The organism is Sphingobium amiense, assembly GCF_003967075.1.
Lineage (GTDB): Bacteria > Pseudomonadota > Alphaproteobacteria > Sphingomonadales > Sphingomonadaceae > Sphingobium > Sphingobium amiense.
Window position 1 is genome coordinate 67,829 of sequence record NZ_AP018664.1, and the last position, 17,473, is coordinate 85,301.

Annotated in this window: 17 protein-coding genes and 1 tRNA gene; 3 read left to right on the forward strand and 15 right to left on the reverse strand. The window is 66.2% G+C overall.

All coding sequences use genetic code 11. The features are described 5' to 3' along the window. Positions 1–2: 2 nt before the first annotated feature. The 11 genes from SAMIE_RS00350 to araD1 all read right to left on the reverse strand — a co-directional run bounded on the left by SAMIE_RS00350 (position 3) and on the right by araD1 (position 10,518). Entirely contained in the window at positions 3–341 is a 339-nt protein-coding gene (locus tag SAMIE_RS00350; RefSeq protein ID WP_004209785.1) for a P-II family nitrogen regulator, read from the reverse strand. Positions 342–496: 155 nt separating this feature from the next. Beyond that, entirely contained in the window at positions 497–1,072 is a 576-nt protein-coding gene (locus tag SAMIE_RS00355) for a DUF924 family protein (RefSeq protein WP_066701271.1), read from the reverse strand. A gap of 53 nt (positions 1,073–1,125) precedes the next feature. Then, complete coding sequence (gene tldD, locus SAMIE_RS00360; protein ID WP_066701303.1) at positions 1,126–2,568, reverse strand: metalloprotease TldD; 1,443 nt, start codon at positions 2,566–2,568, stop codon at positions 1,126–1,128. Between the two features lie 80 nt (positions 2,569–2,648). Further along, the gene (locus SAMIE_RS00365; RefSeq protein WP_066701270.1) at positions 2,649–2,876 is read right to left on the reverse strand and encodes a zinc-finger domain-containing protein; all 228 of its coding nucleotides are present in this window, start codon (positions 2,874–2,876) and stop codon (positions 2,649–2,651) included. Between the two features lie 230 nt (positions 2,877–3,106). Further along, a tRNA-Val gene (locus SAMIE_RS00370) sits at positions 3,107–3,182 on the reverse strand. Between the two features lie 55 nt (positions 3,183–3,237). Continuing rightward, positions 3,238–4,266 (reverse strand): winged helix DNA-binding protein, encoded by a 1,029-nt coding sequence (locus SAMIE_RS00375; protein WP_083952543.1) that lies wholly within the window; start codon positions 4,264–4,266, stop codon positions 3,238–3,240. A gap of 203 nt (positions 4,267–4,469) precedes the next feature. Then, entirely contained in the window at positions 4,470–5,321 is an 852-nt protein-coding gene (locus SAMIE_RS00380) for a D-amino-acid transaminase (RefSeq protein ID WP_066701269.1), read from the reverse strand. Positions 5,322–5,500: 179 nt separating this feature from the next. Beyond that, on the reverse strand, positions 5,501–7,012 hold the full coding sequence (gene rpoN, locus SAMIE_RS00385; RefSeq protein WP_066701268.1) for an RNA polymerase factor sigma-54: 1,512 nt from the start codon (positions 7,010–7,012) through the stop codon (positions 5,501–5,503). A 45-nt stretch (positions 7,013–7,057) separates the two neighbouring features. Then, positions 7,058–7,843 carry an LPS export ABC transporter ATP-binding protein gene (gene lptB / locus SAMIE_RS00390; protein WP_066701267.1) on the reverse strand — a complete coding sequence of 262 codons (786 nt, stop codon included), beginning with the start codon at positions 7,841–7,843 and terminating at the stop codon, positions 7,058–7,060. Between the two features lie 86 nt (positions 7,844–7,929). Next, a complete protein-coding gene (locus tag SAMIE_RS00395) occupies positions 7,930–9,492 on the reverse strand; it encodes an alpha-N-arabinofuranosidase (protein WP_066701266.1) in 1,563 nt (520 codons plus the stop codon). A 33-nt stretch (positions 9,493–9,525) separates the two neighbouring features. Beyond that, the gene (araD1, locus tag SAMIE_RS00400; protein WP_066701265.1) at positions 9,526–10,518 is read right to left on the reverse strand and encodes an AraD1 family protein; all 993 of its coding nucleotides are present in this window, start codon (positions 10,516–10,518) and stop codon (positions 9,526–9,528) included. Positions 10,519–10,642: 124 nt separating this feature from the next. On the opposite strand from araD1, the gene SAMIE_RS00405 reads away from it, so the two are divergent. Further along, on the forward strand, positions 10,643–11,395 hold the full coding sequence (locus SAMIE_RS00405; RefSeq protein WP_066701264.1) for a FadR/GntR family transcriptional regulator: 753 nt from the start codon (positions 10,643–10,645) through the stop codon (positions 11,393–11,395). Between the two features lie 70 nt (positions 11,396–11,465). Here SAMIE_RS00405 and SAMIE_RS00410 read toward each other — a convergent pair whose 3' ends face one another. Further along, a complete protein-coding gene (locus SAMIE_RS00410) occupies positions 11,466–12,773 on the reverse strand; it encodes a sugar MFS transporter (protein ID WP_066701263.1) in 1,308 nt (435 codons plus the stop codon). Positions 12,774–12,922: 149 nt separating this feature from the next. Here SAMIE_RS00410 and SAMIE_RS00415 point away from each other — a divergent pair, with 149 nt between their 5' ends. Next, positions 12,923–14,053, forward strand: a complete 1,131-nt coding sequence (locus tag SAMIE_RS00415) for an aldose epimerase family protein (protein ID WP_232037329.1) — start codon at positions 12,923–12,925, stop codon at positions 14,051–14,053. Between the two features lie 142 nt (positions 14,054–14,195). On the opposite strand, the gene SAMIE_RS00420 is transcribed toward SAMIE_RS00415, so the two are convergent. After that, positions 14,196–14,462 (reverse strand): hypothetical protein, encoded by a 267-nt coding sequence (locus tag SAMIE_RS00420; protein WP_066701261.1) that lies wholly within the window; start codon positions 14,460–14,462, stop codon positions 14,196–14,198. 225 nt (positions 14,463–14,687) lie between these two features. Here SAMIE_RS00420 and SAMIE_RS00425 point away from each other — a divergent pair, with 225 nt between their 5' ends. Beyond that, a complete protein-coding gene (locus SAMIE_RS00425; RefSeq protein WP_066701301.1) occupies positions 14,688–16,586 on the forward strand; it encodes a potassium transporter Kup in 1,899 nt (632 codons plus the stop codon). A 3-nt stretch (positions 16,587–16,589) separates the two neighbouring features. On the opposite strand, the gene SAMIE_RS23220 is transcribed toward SAMIE_RS00425, so the two are convergent. Then, positions 16,590–16,742 carry a hypothetical protein gene (locus tag SAMIE_RS23220; RefSeq protein WP_162849010.1) on the reverse strand — a complete coding sequence of 51 codons (153 nt, stop codon included), beginning with the start codon at positions 16,740–16,742 and terminating at the stop codon, positions 16,590–16,592. A 20-nt stretch (positions 16,743–16,762) separates the two neighbouring features. Then, positions 16,763–17,473: a hypothetical protein gene (locus SAMIE_RS00430; protein WP_066701260.1), complete on the reverse strand. Its 711-nt coding sequence runs from the start codon at positions 17,471–17,473 to the stop codon at positions 16,763–16,765.

The window sequence follows — 17,473 nt, forward strand, 5'->3', positions numbered from 1 at the left end:
TCTTACAGCGCGGTTTCGCCGGTCTCGCCGGTGCGGATGCGCACGGCCTGACCCACATCGAGGACGAAGATCTTGCCATCGCCGATGGCGCCCGAGTTGGCCGCCGCCTGAGTCGCTTCCACGACGCGGGGCGCGAGATCGTCGTCGCAGACCACCTCGATCTTGATCTTCGGGACCATGTTGGTGGAATATTCCGCGCCGCGATAGATTTCGGTCTGGCCTTTCTGGCGACCAAAGCCCTTCACTTCGCTGACCGTCATTCCCGCGATGCCGAGCGAGGACAGCGCCTCGCGGACATCGTCAAGCTTGAACGGCTTGATGATAGCCATGACAAGTTTCATGTCGCCCCCTTGATTGGTGTGCAGGGACATACCAGCAAGGGCCGTGCCAATTTGCTAATGACGGGTTAATGCGGCCTTTGCGCGGGACGGCACGAAATGGGGCGCTGCATTTTTGGGCAATGCCATGGCCGTGCCTAAAAAACAGGCAAGGGCGGCTACCAGCCCTCGCTTTCGGCAATCGCATCCCGCTCCTCGGGTCGCGTCGTGCGGCCTAAAGCGGCATTGCGATGCGGAAAGCGGCCATAACGTTCGATCATCGCGCGGTGCCGGCGGGCGAAGTCGAGCGATTCCGCATCGCCCGCGCCTTCGAAGAGGGTGAGGGAAAGATCCTGATCCTCCATCGCCTCGCTGTGCATGAAGGGCATGTAGAAGAAGCGGCGGCCCGCGCCGCCGATCTGCACGTCATAGCCGCGCGCGATGGCGCCGCGCGCAATATCGCGCGCCAGCGCGTCGGTCTGGAAGGCTTCGGCGCCGCCGCGAAACATGTTGCGCGGCATCTGGTCGAACAGAAGGATGGCGGCAAGCGCCTCGTCCGCGCGGTCGAGGAAATCGCCCGGCTCCCGCGTCTGCATATTCTGCCAGAGGGCGAGGTAGAGATCGGCGCAGGCGCGGTCTGTCGCCTGATCGTGTCTCCACCAGCCCTTTTCGCCTACCTGATTGAACCAGAAATCGAGCAGGCCGACGGCCCAGTCGGCGGTCACGGCGTCGTGGCTGTCGGTCGCGGAGGTCATGCCGGTCCAATGATGCAGGGGCCGGACGGTTCCGCGCCCCTGCACAATTTGGATCAGGTCGCGGTGCCGCCCACGGTCAGCCCTTCCATCAGCAGCGTGGGCTGGCCCACGCCCGCGGGCACGCTCTGCCCGCCCTTGCCGCACATGCCGATGCCTTCGTCGAGCGCCCAGTCGTTGCCGACGCCGATCACCTTGGTCAGCGCGGTCGGCCCGTCGCCGATCAGCGTCGCGCCCTTGATCGGATCGCCGAGCCTGCCATTCTCGACCCTATAGGCTTCGGTGCAGGAGAAGACGAACTTGCCCGACACGATGTCCACCTGCCCGCCGCCGAAGCTCTTGGCGAAGATGCCGGACTTCATGCGCGACAGCAGCTCTTCCGGATCGTCCTGCCCGCCCTTGATGAAGGTGTTGGTCATGCGGGGCATGGGGGCGTGGGCGTAGCTTTCGCGGCGGCCGTTGCCGGTGGGCGCGACGCCCATCAGCCGGGCGTTGAGGCGATCCTGCATATAACCGCGCAGGATGCCGTCCTCGATCAGGATATTTTCCTGCGTGGGCGTGCCTTCATCGTCGATGGAGAGCGAGCCGCGCCGGTCCATGATGCTGCCATCGTCCACGACCGTGACGCCGGGCGCGGCGACGCGCTGGCCGATGCGGCCGGAAAAGGCGCTGGTGCCCTTGCGGTTGAAATCGCCTTCGAGACCGTGGCCGATGGCTTCGTGCACCAGCACGCCGGGCCAGCCGGGGCCGAGCAGCACGGTCATCTCGCCAGCGGGCGCGGCGACCGAGGCCAGATTGACGCGCGCCTGCGCCAGCGCCTCGTCAATGGCGCGGTTCCAGACGGCGGGGTCCATCACCTGATCGTAGAGATAGCGGCCGCCGACGCCGAACACGCCGGTTTCGCGGCGGCCATTTTCTTCAAGGATGACCGAGACGTTGAGGCGGACGAGCGGGCGGATGTCGGTCGCGGTGAAGCCGTCCGCGCGCACGATTTCCACCACCGACCAGCTTCCCGCAAGGCTGACCGACACCTGTGCCACGCGGGGGTCGCGGGCGCGGGCGGCGGCGTCGATCGCGGCGCAGAGCGTGACCTTCTCGGCGAAGGGCACGATCTCCAGCGGGTTGGCGTCGGTGTAGAGATGGCGGTTGGTGTGCTGGGGCGGCGGAGCCGGTTGACCCTTTGCAGGATCGAGCAGGGTCAGCGTCTGCGCCGCCTTGCGGATCGCCGCTTCGCTGAGGTCATTGGCGTGGGCGAAGCCGGTCATTTCGCCCGACACGCCGCGCAGGCCGAAGCCTGCATCGGTGGAATAGTCGGCGGTCTTCAGCCGCCCGTCGTCGAAGCCGAAGCTCTCGCTCGCGCGATACTGGAGGTAGAGTTCGCCATCGTCGCAGCTCCTGAGCGCTTCGGCGGTCAGGCGGCGGGCGGAGTCGGGGTCGAGCAGGCCGGGGCGGTAGAGGAGGCCACGGGCGTCGGTGAAATGGGAAGCGGGATCGGTCATGGGGCCGATATAGGCGCGCATCGCCGCCTTCCCAACAGCAAAAACGCAGCGCGGCTCGACGCTCTGCGGCGCGACCGGTGCTAGAGGCTGGCGCCCGATGCGATGTCGGGCCTGTCGCCTGCGTCCGGGGTGTCCGCAACGCCGCCGATCAGGACGAAGCGGCGGTCGCAATAGCCGCAGTCGACATAGCCATGCTCGTCGATTTCGAGGAAGACGCGCGGATGGCCGAGGGCGGCGGGAATATCTCCCGACCCGTCGCAGGACACGCGGGATTTCGAGACTCGGATGATTTCAGGCGGCTGGATCATGGCGAAAGCCGTTAGCAGCGCGTTCGCAGGCCTGCAATATGGCCATTGCGTCGGTGGCACCATCGGCAGGATGGCGGACGGGCTTCAAGGCCGTCACCCCTCGCTTGCGCTTGGGAGTTTTGCGGGAAAATGTCCCCCGGACATTTTCTCTTCGGCTGCACCCTCGCAGCATAGCTGCTCGGAGTTTTTCGGCACGCCCGTCCCCCGGACGGGCTTCAAGGCCGAAAAACTGGTGGGCGATGACGGGCTCGAACCGCCGACATTCTCGGTGTAAACGAGACGCTCTACCAACTGAGCTAATCGCCCCCTTTGCAGGTGGGCGCCTCTTGCGGGCAAAATGGGCGGCGGTCAAGCCGGTGCGTCAACCGCACAGCAGGCGGCGGCTCGCCCCGAACCAGCGGGTCAGCGCGTCGGCGGTCTCCTGCGTCAGCGAGATGAAGACGCGGCGGCCGTCATGCGGATCGGCCAGCCGCTCGACCAGTCCGCGGTCGGTAAGCGTGCGGATATGGCGCAGCGCCGTGGTCGGGGGAACGGCGGCGGCGATGCACAGGCTGGATACCGACACCCGATCCTGATCCAGATGCGCGGCCAGCAGGTCGAGCAGCATGTCCCATGCGGGGTCGGCGAAGAGGTCGCCCGGCAGGAAGTCGGCGCGCAGACGCCGCGCGCGCAGCATGTCGCGGACCTGCGCCGCCGTGACCGGACGGTCCGTATCCGTTCCGGCGGCTTTGGCCGGGCGCGAAAGATCCGGGCCGGTCATCGCCAGCGGCATGCCGATATAGTCGCTCGGCCGGTCGGAGATGCGCGGGCCGAGGTCGAAGCTGGGCGTTGCGCTGCGGGGGCGCTGGGTCAGGGCGTCAATGGTGCGCGCCAGCCGCCCCACCTCATCGCTCAGTTGCTGGAGACGCGCGCTTTCGCCGTTGATGTCGTGGACGAGACCGGCGTGCGGCCGCCGTTCCGCCGACGCGACCAGCGCGGCGGCCAGTTCGGTCTGGTCGGGATCGCACAGAAGCTGGGTATAGGGGCTGCGCAGGCAGGCGTAGGCGAGGTCCATCGTCTCCCACCCCGCCACCAGAATCACCGCCATCCCGGTCTGGATCGCCTGCGTTTCCGCCTGAACCAGAAGCCGTTCCAGCGTCGGTCCGGCAGCCGGGCAGAAGAGAAGCAGCGTATCGCAGCGCGTCTGTTCGTCGAGCCGGGCGGAGGCGTGGTCCAGATCGGTAACGCCCAGCAGGCGCAATCCCGCAGCTTCCGCGACCAGCGTCACATCGTCGATGTCGATCCAGTCGCCGATCACCAGCAATCCCAGTCGCGCGTCGGGCGACGCGATCGGGGAAGAGACGATCGGGTCCATGTCTCTTGCAGACGGATAGGTGAAATCCGGCGTCATCATAAGCTCCCTGTTCTACCTTCGTTCCCGAGGATAAGGCAAGAACGGATTGAATCATCTCCATATCGTTCCGTAACGGACAGGAGTTGGTTCGATGCCGGAGCGCCGCCGCGCGAAACGGGCGGCGGGTGCATAGGAGACAGGGCTTTCGTCCGGATCGGCGGCAATCCGGCGCCGGATAGATCCATCCGAAATGGATTCAGTCAGACGCCCGTCTGTCTCGCAAATGCGAAGTAGAGCGCGCGCAGGCGGGTTGCGACCGGGCCGGGGCGGCCGTTGCCCACCGGCCTGCCGTCGATCCGCACGACCGACTGGCAGAAGGTCGACGCGCTGGCGATGAAGGCTTCCGTAGCGTCCAGCGCCTCCGCCACGGTGAAGGGGCGGCGGACGACCGCGAGGCCGCTTTCCTGCGCCAGCGCGTTGAGTGCGGTTGCGGTGCAGCCCGCCAGCACCGCCTCGCTATAGGGGCGGGTGACGATGCCTTCGTCCGTGACGATGAAGGCGGTGGAGGACGCGCCTTCGGTCACGAAGCCGTCCTCGACCATCCATGCTTCCTGCGCGCCCGCGTCGCGCGCGGCCTGTTTCGCCATGGTCTGCGCCAGAAGGCCGACGCTCTTGATGTCGCGGCGCTTCCACCGCAGGTCGGGCATGGTCGCCACCGCGATCCCGTCGCGGGCGGCGGGGCTGGCGAGGAAATCCTTGTGCTGGACGAACAGGAAGAGCGTGGGTGTGAGGCCGGCGGGGGCGATGAAGTCGCGGCTCTCGTCCGCGCCGCGCGTGATCTGGAGGTAGACCAGCCCTTCGTCGACGCCGTTCCTGACGACCAGTTCCTTCTGGATCGCCTCGATTTCCGCGACCGGCATGGGGAGGGCGATGCCGATGGCGGCGGTCGAACGCTCCAGCCGGGCGAGATGGCTGGCGCTGTCGATCAGCCTGCCGTCGATGACTGCTGCGACTTCATAAATGCCGTCGGCGAAAAGGAACCCCCGGTCGAGCGGAGAGATGCGGGCTTGATCCAGCGGCAGGAACGCGCCGTTCAGATAGGCGATGGACATGGTCGGCGCGATCCTTTGCTGCGGGCGGGCGGCCTGCCCATGCCGGGCAGGCAGATAGGAATCAAGCCGCTTAACTTCGCATATTTCCCGCAAGTTTTGACATTTTGTTGCGCGCCCCTGATCCTATCGTAAAGGCAACTGCATTATAACGGGCCGCGCCTCGCATAGGACAGGAAGGGTCAGGCAGCCTTGCCCTTGAGCGCTTTCTGCCGCCGCCGCTGGACCGAGGAGCCGATGCCCATCGCCTCGCGATATTTGGCGACGGTGCGGCGCGCGATGTCCATGCCCTTGGCGCGGAGCAGGTCGACCAGCGTGTCGTCGGACAGGATCGCCTGCGGGTCTTCCGCGCCGATCAGCGCCTTGATGTGGCTTTTCACCGCTTCGGCGGACACCGCGCCGTCGCCGCCCGTCGCCGACACGCCGCTCGTGAAGAAATATTTGAGCTCGTAAAGGCCGCGCGGGCAGGCGAGATATTTGTTGGAAGTGACGCGGCTGACCGTGCTTTCGTGCATGCCGATGGCGTCAGCGACGGCGCGGAGCGTCAGCGGCTTCAGATGCGCGACGCCTTCGCGGAAGAAGGCTTCCTGCTGTTTCAGGATTTCGCTCGCGACCTTGATGATCGTTTTCTGCCGCTGGTCCAGCGCCTTCACCAGCCAGTTGGCGCTGGCGAGGCAGTCGGCGAGCCATGCCTTGCTGGTGCGGTTCTGCGGGCCGCTCGCCAGTTCGACATAATAGCTGCGGTTGATGAGCAGGCGGGGCAGGGTGGCGCTGTTGATTTCGATCGCCCAGCCTTCGCGGGTCGGGCGGACGAAGAGGTCGGGCGTGACAGGCGCGGCGCTCGATTGCGAGAAGCGGAGGCCGGGCTTTGGATCATAGGCGCGCAGTTCGGCGATCATGTCGGCCATATCCTCCTCATCCACGCCGCAGATGCGGCGCAGATGGGGGAGCGCGCCCTTTGCCAGCAGGTCGAGATTGGCGAGCAGCCGGGCCATGCAGGGATCGTAGCGATCAGCTTCCTTCGCCTGCAGCGCGAGGCATTCGGACAGGCTCCGTGCGCCCACGCCCGTGGGATCGAAACCGTGGATGACGCCCAGCACGCGCTCGACATCATGGAGCGGGACGCCGAGCGCATGAGCGGTTTGAAGCAGGTTCGCCTCCAGATAGCCGGCCTCGTCGATCTGGCCGATGAGCTGGGTCGCGATGACAAGGTCCATGCCCGACAGCGCGGCGCGGGCCTGATCCATCAGATGTTCGTGCAGGCTGGCGGCGGGTGCGGCGAAACTGTCGAAATCGGGCGCGTCCTCGGCATAGCTGCCGCCGCCCGGCCCCATGTCCATGCCGCCGCCCGCGCCCGTCATGCGGTCGGCGGGGCCGTCGTCGATGAAGGTGGACGCGCCATGATCCACGTCGAGCGGACTGTCCGCCGCGCCCAGCCCCTGCGCGATGAGGTCGTCGGCGGACCCGGTTTCGGCGGCGAGGGCGGGGCGGTCTTCCACCCGGTCGATGCCGTCCGCCAGCGGCAGGGTATCGTCGCCGCCAGTTTCGAGCAGGGGGTTTTTTTCGAGTTCGGCAGCGACGAACGCCTCGATTTCCAGATTGGAGAGCGCCAGCAGCTTGATCGCCTGCTGGAGCTGCGGCGTCATCACCAGCGACTGGCTCTGCCGTATGTCGAGGCGCGGGCCGAGCGCCATCAGCGCGCTTCCTTCCCCAAGGCAAAGGCGCGCGGCATCGTCATGTCAAAGCTGGAAATTCTCGCCCAGATAGAGGCGGCGGACATCGGCGTTGGCGACCAGTTCGGTCGGGCTGCCGGCGAAGAGCACCTGCCCGTCATAGATGATGCAGGCGCGGTCCACGATCTCCAGCGTCTCGCGCACATTATGGTCGGTGATGAGGACGCCGATGCCGCGCGTCTTGAGCTGGCGCACCAGATCGCGGATGTCGGCGATGGAGAGCGGGTCGATGCCCGCAAAGGGTTCGTCGAGCAGCACGATGGACGGGTTGGCGGCGAGCGCACGGGCGATCTCGCAGCGGCGGCGTTCACCGCCCGACAGCGCCATCGCGGCGGAATCGCGCAGGCGGGCGAGGCCGAATTCGTCGAGCAACTGTTCCAGTCGGGCTTCGCGCGCCGTCTTGTCCGGCTCGGCGAGTTCGAGCACCGCGCCGATATTCTGCGCGACGGTCATGCCCCGGAAGATCGAGGTTTCCTGCGGCAGATAGCCAAGGCCCAGAATCGCGCGGCGATACATGGGCAGGTGGGTGATGTCCTGCCCGTCGAGCACGATGCGGCCATGGTCGGGGCGGACGAGGCCCATGACCGAATAGAAGCAGGTCGTCTTGCCCGCGCCGTTGGGACCGAGCAGGCCGACGACCTCTCCCTTGCCCACGGTCAGCGACACATCGGACAGCACGACGCGCTTGTCATAGCTTTTGGCGATGGAGATGACCGACAGCCCGTCGCCCAGTTCGTGCGGGATCTGGGGCCGGGGACCGGCGGTGCGGTCGGGGGTCATCACATCGTCCATATTCTCGTCCTAGCAGGCATCTTGCCATTTGCGCCGGGAAAATGGCGTCCCCGGCGGCAATTGGCAAGCTCTGTGCATGGGCGGGACTATTGCAGGTCGAGCACGACGACCGATTTGGGCGGCAGAGTGACGGACAGAGCGCCTCCGCTGACGCTCGCGCCGGTGAAGGGGGCGGGCCTCACCGTTTCGGGCGCGTCGAAGCTGTTATGGGCGTTCATCGCGGACGCGGTGAGGATGCGGCCCGAAACGCTCGCGGCGGTCAGGCCGTCCAGCCTGATGCTGACGCTGTTCGTCTGACCCGGATCGGCGTTGGAGAGCGCGACATGGACGCGCCCGTCCCTGCCGCGCACGGCAGAGCCGCTGACGGCGGGGATGACGAATTTATCTTTGTTATACCATGGCGTGTCGATGCTGATCGGCAGGACGGTGGCGTCCTGCCACGGCTTATACATTTCGAACACATGATAGGTGGGGGTCAGCACCATCCTGTTGCCGTCGGTCAGGATCATGGCCTGAAGCACGTTCACCATCTGGGCGATGGCGCTCATGCGGACGCGGTCGGCATGTTTCGCGAAAATGTCGAGATTGATCGCGGCCACCAGCGCGTCGCGCAGCGTGTTCTGCTGGCGCAGGAAGCCGGGATGGGTGCCGGGGTCCTGGGCATACCAGGTGCCCCATTCGTCGACGGCGAGGAAGACGCGCTTTTGCGGGTCATATTTGTCCATCACCGCGCTGTGTTTCGTGATGAGTTCATCCATCTTCCACGTCGCGGCGAGCGTGTCGGCCCACTGGGTCTCGTCGAAATTGACGGGATCGGCCTTGGGCGGCCAGCCGCCCTGCGGCAGCGTGTAATAATGGAGCGAGAGCGCGTCGAGCTGCTTGCCCGCGTCGCGCATCATCACTTCGGTCCAGTTATAGTCGTCGCCGTTCGCGCCCGAGGCGATCTTCACCATCGTCTTGCCGGCGGGCACTTTCAGGAAAGTGGCGTAGCGTTTGGTCACATCGGCGGCATATTCGGGGCGCATGTTGCCGCCGCAGCCCCAGAGTTCGTTGCCGATGCCAAAGGCGGGGAGCGCCCATGCGTCCTTGTGGCCGTTCTTCGCGCGCTCGTCGGCGAGGCTGCCTGCGGGGGCGGTGACATATTCGACCCATTCCGCCATTTCCTGCGGGCTGCCGTTGCCGACATTGCCGGAGATATAGGCTTCCGCGCCGACTTGCCGCAGCAGTTCATAATATTCGTGGGTGCCCACCGCATTGGGTTCGGTCACGCCGCCCCAGTTGGTGTTGACCTTCACCGGGCGCTTGCCGCCGATCCCCTCGCGCCAGTGATATTCGTCGGCGAAGCAGCCGCCCGGCCAGCGGATGACTGGCACGGCGAGGTTGCGCAGCGCCGCGATCACATCGTTGCGAAAGCCGTTGGTGTTGGGGATCGACCGGTCCTTGCCCACCCAGAGGCCGCCATAGATGCCGTTGCCCAGATGCTCGGCGAACTGAGTGAAGATGCGGCGGTCATAGACGGGGCCGGGCCGGTTCGCGCCGATCGTGGCGGTGGTGGGCCTGCCCGCCGTGTCGGCGCTGGCCAGCGGGGCGGTGAGCGCGCTCGCGCAGAGCAGCAGCGCGGCGGCGGCGCGGCGCAGGGTCGTGGTCATGGCATTCCTCTCCTGATGATTATTTGGGCGTGCTCACAGGCCGCGGACAGCGACGGGGACAGGTCGCGCGCGGGTCAGCGGATTGCGGGCGGGCAGGGTGAAGGGCGCGGCTTCGATTTCGAACACATCGCCTTCCTGCGTGCGCACGCCGTCCGAGAAGGAGAGGGTGGCGGTGCCGAAGAAATGGACGTGCACGTCGCCGGGGCGGCGGAACAGATCATATTTGAAATGATGATGTTCGAGGTTGGCGAAGCTGTGCGACATGTTCGCTTCGCCCGACAGGAACGGCTTTTCCCAGATGGTTTCGCCGTTGCGGACGATGCGGCTGGCGCCCTCTACATGCGCCGGGGGCGGGCCGACGAGCAGTTCGGGACCGAGCGCCGCCTGCCGCAGCTTGCTGTGGGCGAGCCAGAGATAATTGTGCCGTTCGGTCACATGGTCGCTGAACTCGTTGGCGAGGGCGAGGCCGATCCGGTAGGGCGTGCCGTCTTCCCCGACGATATAGACGCCGGCCAGTTCCGGTTCCTCCCCGCCATCCTGCGCGAAGGCGGGCATGGCGAGCGGCGCGCCGGGTCCGACCAGTTGCGATCCGTCGCCCTTGTAGAACCATTCGGGTTGCTGCCCCGTCTGGCCCGGCGCGGGCTTGCCGCCCTCCAGCCCTTCGAGGAACATGCGCATGCTGTCGGTCTGCTTTTCGGCGGCGGCGGCTTCGCGGTGCATCCTGTCGCGCCCCTCGGCCGAGCCGAGATGGGTGAGGCCGGTGCCGGTCATCAGGAGGTGCGCGCCGTCTTCATGGTCGATGGGGGCGAGCAGCCGCCCGGCGGCATATTCGGCGGCGATGTCGACGGCGTCGCCCCGGTCCGCCGCCTCCACCGCCTGCACGAGCGGGATGCCCCGCCGGATCGCATGGAGCGCCAGCGCGCGGACCGTGGCGAAGCCGGGGACGATATGAGCCGCGTCGCCCTGTGCCGCGATGACGGACCGCACGCCCTGATCCGACCGGTGCTGCAACAGGCGCAAGGCCATCCCTATTCCCTTTCACGCAATCGACAGATAATTACTCCGACATATTACAGCATAGTGTCATTGGCAATGCTTCTGTTATAGCCTCGCCCGTCTGTCTCATGGGGTGGAGAGGCAAAGGAACATCATGGCCGAAGATAACCCGCCCGCCAGAGCAGGCGGCGCGATTGCCAAAGCGACCCGTGGACCGGGGCGGCGGCTGCATGGCGCGATCGCGCACCGGTTGGGGACGGCGATCCTGTCGGGCCGGTATCAGCCCGGCGACACGCTGCCGGGCGAGGTCGCCTTCGCCGAGGAACTGGAAGTGTCGCGCAGCGCCTATCGCGAGGCGGTGCAGGTGCTGACCGCCAAGGGGCTGGTCGAAAGCCGTCCCAAGGCGGGCACGCGCGTGCTGCCGCGCAACCGGTGGAACCTGCTCGACCCCGAAGTGCTGGCATGGGCCTTCACCGGCGAGCCGGACGTGCAGTTCGTGCGCGACCTGTTCGAACTGCGCTCCATCGTCGAGCCGGCGGCGGCGCGGCTGGCGGCGCAGCGGCGCGACAGGGATGACCTCAAGCTCATGAAGGATGCGCTTGCCGCGATGCGCCGTCATACGCTGGCGACAGACGCCGGGCGGGCGGCGGACCGCGATTTCCACAACGCGATCCTGAACGCCACGCGCAACGACGCGATCCAGGTGCTGAGCGCCAGCATCGGCGCGGCGGTCAACTGGACCACGCAATATAAGCAGCGCGCCCGCGCCCTGCCGCGCAATCCCATTCCCGATCATGTGCGCGTGTATGACGCCATCGCGGCGGGCGACGCGCAGGGGGCGGCGGAGGCGATGGGGGCGCTGGTCGATCTGGCGCTGGAGGATACGGCGAGTTCGATGCAGGAGTGATGGAAAAAAAAGGGCCGGAGCGGCATCATGCGCTCCGACCCTTTCCCCCGTCGAGTGCGACCCTCGACGCCTATTGCGTAACCTGCTGGTCGGGCAGCGCGTTCGTCGTCTTCGATCCCCAGAGCGCATAGAAGAGGACATAAAGTTCGCAGGCGGCGGTCAGCAGGAAGCTGGTCTGCAGGCCGTAGCTGTCCGCCAGCCAGCCCTGCACCACCACCAGCGCCCCGCCCGCGATGGCCATGATGAGCAGGCCCGATCCTTCCTCGGTCAGCGGACCCAGCCCCTTGATGCCCAGCGTGAAGATCGTCGGGAACATGATCGAGTGGAACAGGCCGACAAGGATCAGCGACCACATGGCGACAGGGCCGGTGGTGAAGACCGTCACGAGCATGACCACGAACGCGCCGACCGAGAAGGCGGCGAGCACATGGCCGGCATCGAATTTCTGCATGATGGCGGAGCCGGCGAAGCGGCCGACCATCATCCCGCCCCAGAGGAAGGTCAGATAATTGCCCGCCTGTTCATGGGTCAGATTGGCGATCTGCGGCTGGCTGACGAAGTTCACGAAGAGGTTGGCGACGCCGATCTCCGCGATCAGGTAGATGAAGATGGCGGGGATGCCGAAGACGAGGTTGCGGTGCGACCAGAGCGAATATTTCCGGCGCTCCTCCCGGTCGTGGCGCTGCGTCGCCGCGCCCATCGCGGGAAGGGGAAAGCGCGCGATGACGAAGGCCAGCACGACCAGCACGATCGCCACAAGAACATAGGGCAGGATGACCGACTGCGCGTCGGCGAGCCGCTCCGCCTGCGTCAGCACGACATCGCCCTGCGCGGTGCCGCCTTTCGATCGCCCGAGGATCAGATAGGCGCCGAACATGGGCGCGAGCATCGTGCCCGCCGAGTTCATCGCCTGCACCAGATTGAGGCGTGAGGAGGCTGTTTCCGGCCTGCCGACGACCGCGACATAGGGGTTGGCCGCGACCTGAAGCAGGGTGATGCCGCTGGCGATCACGAACAGCATGACAAGCGTCACGCCATAGGAAGGGATCGACGCCGCCAGCGTCATGCCGAGCGCGCCCGCCGCCATCACGAGCAGGCCGATCACCATCGACTTCTGGTAGCCGACCCGCTCGATCAGCTTGGCCGACGGGATGGAGGCGAAGAAATAGGCGATGAACCAGACCGATTCGATCAGCGTCGTCTGGGTGTAGCTCAGCTCGAAGACGCTGCGCAGATGGGGCAGCAGCGTGTTGTTGATGACGGTGATGAAGCCCCACATGAAGAAGAGGCTGGCCAGCAGCGCGAGCGCCGGGCCGTAGCGCGTGCCGGGCGCATGGGGAGCGGTTGCGCCCGCGCCTGACGAAATCGGTCCTGCCATCCCATCCTTCTCCCTCAAGCGCTGCTGCGCGACCCTGCGGTCGAGGCTTGCGTCCTGCCAATATGTCCGAGTATATCCGGTCCAACCGCTCGTCAATGGGCGTCGATATTATCGGGAGGAACCGGGTGCCAAAGGTCGTCGATCAAAAAATGATGCTGTCGTGTGGGCTTGCGCTGGGTATCGCCATGGGGAGCGCGGGCGGCGCGCATGCCGCAGAGGCGAGCCGCGCGCCCGCCGGGACCGCGAACGGGGAGGCGGTCGAAACGATCACGCTGTCCAACGGGCAGGGCGTGTCGGCGAAGATCCTGACCTATGGCGCGACGCTCCAGTCGCTCTACGGGCCGGATCGCGAGGGCAACAAGGCCGACGTGCTGCTGGGCTATGACGACCTCAAGGGCTATGTCGAGGTGCCCAATTATTTCGGCGTGACCGTGGGCCGCTATGCCAACCGGATCGCGGGCGGCAAATTCACGCTCGACGGCAAGGCCTATCAGTTGCCGCTCAACGACAAGGTCAATTCGCTGCATGGCGGGGGCAAGGGATTCGACAAGCAGGTGTTCAAGGTCGTGTCGATCAGGAGCGGCCCGAAGGCGAGCGTCGTTCTGGGATACAGCAGCCCCGATGGCGATGCAGGCTATCCCGGCAAGCTGGACGTGACCGTTATCTACACGCTCGACGAGGCGGGCAATCTCGGCATCGTCTTCGACGCGAAAACCGACAAGCCGACCATCGTCAACATGACGAACCACGCGATTTTCAATCTGTCGGGCGAAGGGTCGCCGGACGGCGCGCTGGGCCATGTGCTGACGATTCCGGCCAAGGCCTATACGCCGGTCGACGCCAACCTCATCCCGACCGGCGAGCTGAAGCCGGTGGACGGCAGCGTGTTCGACTTCCGCGCCGGGCGGCGCGTGGCGGACGGCATTCGCGACGGGCGCGATCCGCAGATCGTGGCGGGCCATGGCTATGACCATAATTTCGCGCTCGACAAGGGGCTGACCAGAGCGCCCGAGCTGGCGGCGCGGCTGGAAGATCCGGCGTCGGGCCGCGTGCTCGAAGTGCTGACGACCGAGCCGGGGGTGCAATTCTACACCGGCAATTTCCTCGACGGCAGCTTTGTCGGCAAGAACGCCCATGTCTATCGCATGGGCGACGGCATCGCTCTGGAGCCGCAGAAATTCCCCGACGCGCCCAACAAGCCCGCCTTCGTTTCAGCGCGGGTCGATCCGGGCAAGCCCTATCATCACGAGATGGTCTACCGCCTTTCTGTCAGGCGCTGAGGCCGCGCGAATGAGGCTTGCGCGGGGGAGCGCGACGATGTAGACGGCACTAGACAGCGTTGTCATAGCCTCCAAGAGTGGCGACGCTGCGATCCCGGACAGCCCGATGGCGAACTGCACGCGCCTGACGGGCTGTCCGGGGCTATCCCGCCCCGTGATCGGCCGAGCGCCAGCGCGGCGCGACCGCGACAGGCTTCCACAGATCCGGTCCCAGCAGCAGAAGCGCCACCCCCGCGCTGGCCGTGACGAAACAGAGCATCGCCAGCAGCGCCTGCGCCGGGGTCGTCGCCGCCGACCGCAGAACGGCTGCGTGAAGCCAGCGGCTTTCGGGCCGCAGCCCCGCCAGCAGGGCAAGGCCCGTCAGCCGCAGGGCCGCCTTCGCCGCAAAACCCGGTCGCCATTCCGCCATGATGCGCGCCTTTCCACGTCAGGAAACCGCGCTTCATCTAGTCCGTCCCGCCATAGCAATGCGAGAGCGGGAACCGGCCGCGTCCATAGTATTTGCATAGGAAATCGCGCTCTTCCGCCGGAATCCTATGCAAATACTATGCAGATGCCCTATTCTCCCTATGGCAAATCAACCCCGTCCCGTGGCATCGGGCGCGGCTGAGGGTCGGCTGGGGTCATGGTGTTGATGGAACAGACGGGGGAAGACGGGGCGCATCCCCATAGCGGGCCAAGGCAGGGCACGGGCGCTCTGGCGCTGGGCGCGCTGGGCGTGGTGTTCGGCGACATCGGCACGTCGCCCCTCTATGCGCTCAAGGAAAGTTTCGTCGGGCATCATCCGCTGACGGTCGATCCGCTGCATATCTTTGGCGTGCTGTCGCTCATCTTCTGGACGATGACGCTGATCGTGACGGTCAAATATGTGTTCATCGTCATGCGTGCGGACAATCATGGCGAAGGGGGCAGCATGGCGCTGCTGGCGCTGGTGCGGCGGACGCTGGGCGAATCGCGCTGGACGCCGCTGGTCGCGACGCTGGGCGTGTTGGCGACCGCGCTCTTTTACGGCGATGCGATCATCACACCGGCGATTTCGGTGCTGTCAGCGGTCGAGGGGCTGACCGTGGTGGAAGCGGGGATGACGCCGCTGGTGCTTCCCATCGCCATCGTCATCCTCGTCGCGCTGTTCCTGATCCAGCGGCACGGCACCGCGCGGGTGGGGGCGATGTTCGGGCCGGTGATGGTCGTCTATTTCCTTGTGCTCGCGGCGCTGGGCATCCTCAACATCCTGCGCCATCCCGACATCGTCGCCATCGTCAACCCGGTCTGGGCCGTCCGCTTCTTCGCGCTCGACCCGAAACTCGCCTTTCTGGCGCTGGGATCGGTGGTGCTGGCGGTGACGGGGGCCGAAGCGCTCTATGCCGACATGGGGCATTTCGGGCGGAAGGCGATCAGCATCGCCTGGCTCTATGCCGCGCTCCCATGCCTGCTGCTCAACTATCTGGGGCAGGGCGCGCTGATGCTCGACCGGCCGGAAGCGGCGCAGAACCCCTTTTTCCTGATGGCGCCGGAGTGGGCGCGGCTGCCGCTGGTCATCCTTGCGACGCTGGCCACCATCATCGCCAGTCAGGCGGTGATTTCAGGCGCTTTCTCGGTCACGCAGCAGGCCGTGCAACTGGGCTTCCTGCCGCGTCTGCGCATCCAGCATACCAGCGCGGCGGCAGCGGGGCAGATCTATGTGCCGCTCGTCAATTTCGCGCTGCTCGGCTTTGTCATCCTGCTGGTGCTGGGCTTTGGCAATTCGACCGATCTGGCTGCCGCCTATGGCATCGCGGTGACGGGGACCATGTTCATTACCGCCTGTATGCTGGGCATCCTGACCTACAAGGTCTGGAAATGGCCGCCCGCCGTGGCGGGGGGCGTGACGGCGCTGTTCCTGATCGTCGATGGCGCCTATTTCGCGTCCAACGCCACCAAGATACCCGATGGCGGCTGGTTCCCGCTGCTGGTCGCGGCCATCGCCTTCGTCGGCCTCACCACCTGGGCGACCGGGCGGCGGATCATGCGCGAGCGGCTGCGCGACGGGGCGATGGAACTGGACCTGTTCATCCGGTCCACCATGAACAGCCTGAAGCGGGTGCCGGGCACGGCGATCTTCCTGTCGTCCACCACCGAAGGCGTGCCGCCCGCAATGCTGCACAATGTGAAGCACAACCGCATCCTGCACGAACGCAACATCATCCTGACGGTGAAAACCTATGGCGTGCCGCACCTTCACGCCACGCAGCGGTCGCGGGTCGAGGACCATGGCGCGGGCTTCTACCGCGTGATCCTGAGCCACGGATTCATGGAAGAGGTGGACATTCCCGCCGCGCTCAAGGGCGTGCATGACTGCTGCGGGCCGATCACGATCAAGGACAGCAGCTATTTCCTGAGCCGTCAGACCCTGGTGCCGTCGGCGCGGCCGGGTATGGCGATCTGGCGGGAAAAGCTGTTCGCGTGGATGGTGCGCAATGCGGAAAGCCCGATGGATTTCTTCAAGCTGCCGGTGAACCGGGTGGTCGAGCTGGGATCGCAACTGGAGATCTGAACCCTATTTGCGCCGCCAGCGGCGGAACAGCGTTAGCCCGGCAAAGCCGCCGCCCAGCAGCGCCGCGATGCCCGCGCCCGCCGACGCCAGCGCCCATGCGCCAGCCGCGAGCAGGCCCGTCAGGAAATCGACGATGATGAGCGTCAGGTGGATCATGAAGGGAGGAAGCGCAGGGCTTATTGCCCCAGTTCCTTCGCCTCCTGATATTTGAGTTCGAGAAAGCGGTTCTGCACCGCCAGCTTGTCCAGATCGCCGCTCGCCAGCGTCTCGCTCATCCGCGCGATTTCGGCGTCGATGACGGACAGCCCCTCGACCAGTTGCTTTTCGGGGACGCGCCCGTTGCGCTCCTCGCGGCGGAGCGGTTCGGGGATCGACTGGTAGCCCGTCACCAGTTCGGGCAGATGGTCGGCGAGCAGCCTGCGGATTTCCTGCGCGGCGGGATCGCCTTCGCCGACGCGCTCAAGCTGGGGGGCGAGCGTTTCGAGGCGGACGCCGATGCTGTCGACCAGAGTGACGGCGGGGGCGGGGAGCGCCTTGCGCTGGTTTTCCAGCCAGATTTCGGTCTTGAGGGGGAGCGCGGCGAGGTCTGTCTGCGCCAGCGCTTCGGCAGGCACGCGGCTTTCCGTGGGAATGAGGGCGATCAGGACAAGCGCGGCGATGATGACGCCCAGCGCGATCATGACGCCGGTGACGCCCAGCGGCATGATGAAACCTGCGGCGGCGCTGGCAAGGAGGATCGCGAGCACCGCCCAGAAAGCAAATTTGAGCTTGCGGATGAGGCCCGCGTTACGGCGCTGGCGCGCGCGCGTGGAGAGGCTGCGGCCGCGGTCGCTGTGGCGGCGCAGGACCGCTTCGGCATCGGCGAGGACGCGGTCGGAGCGGCTCAC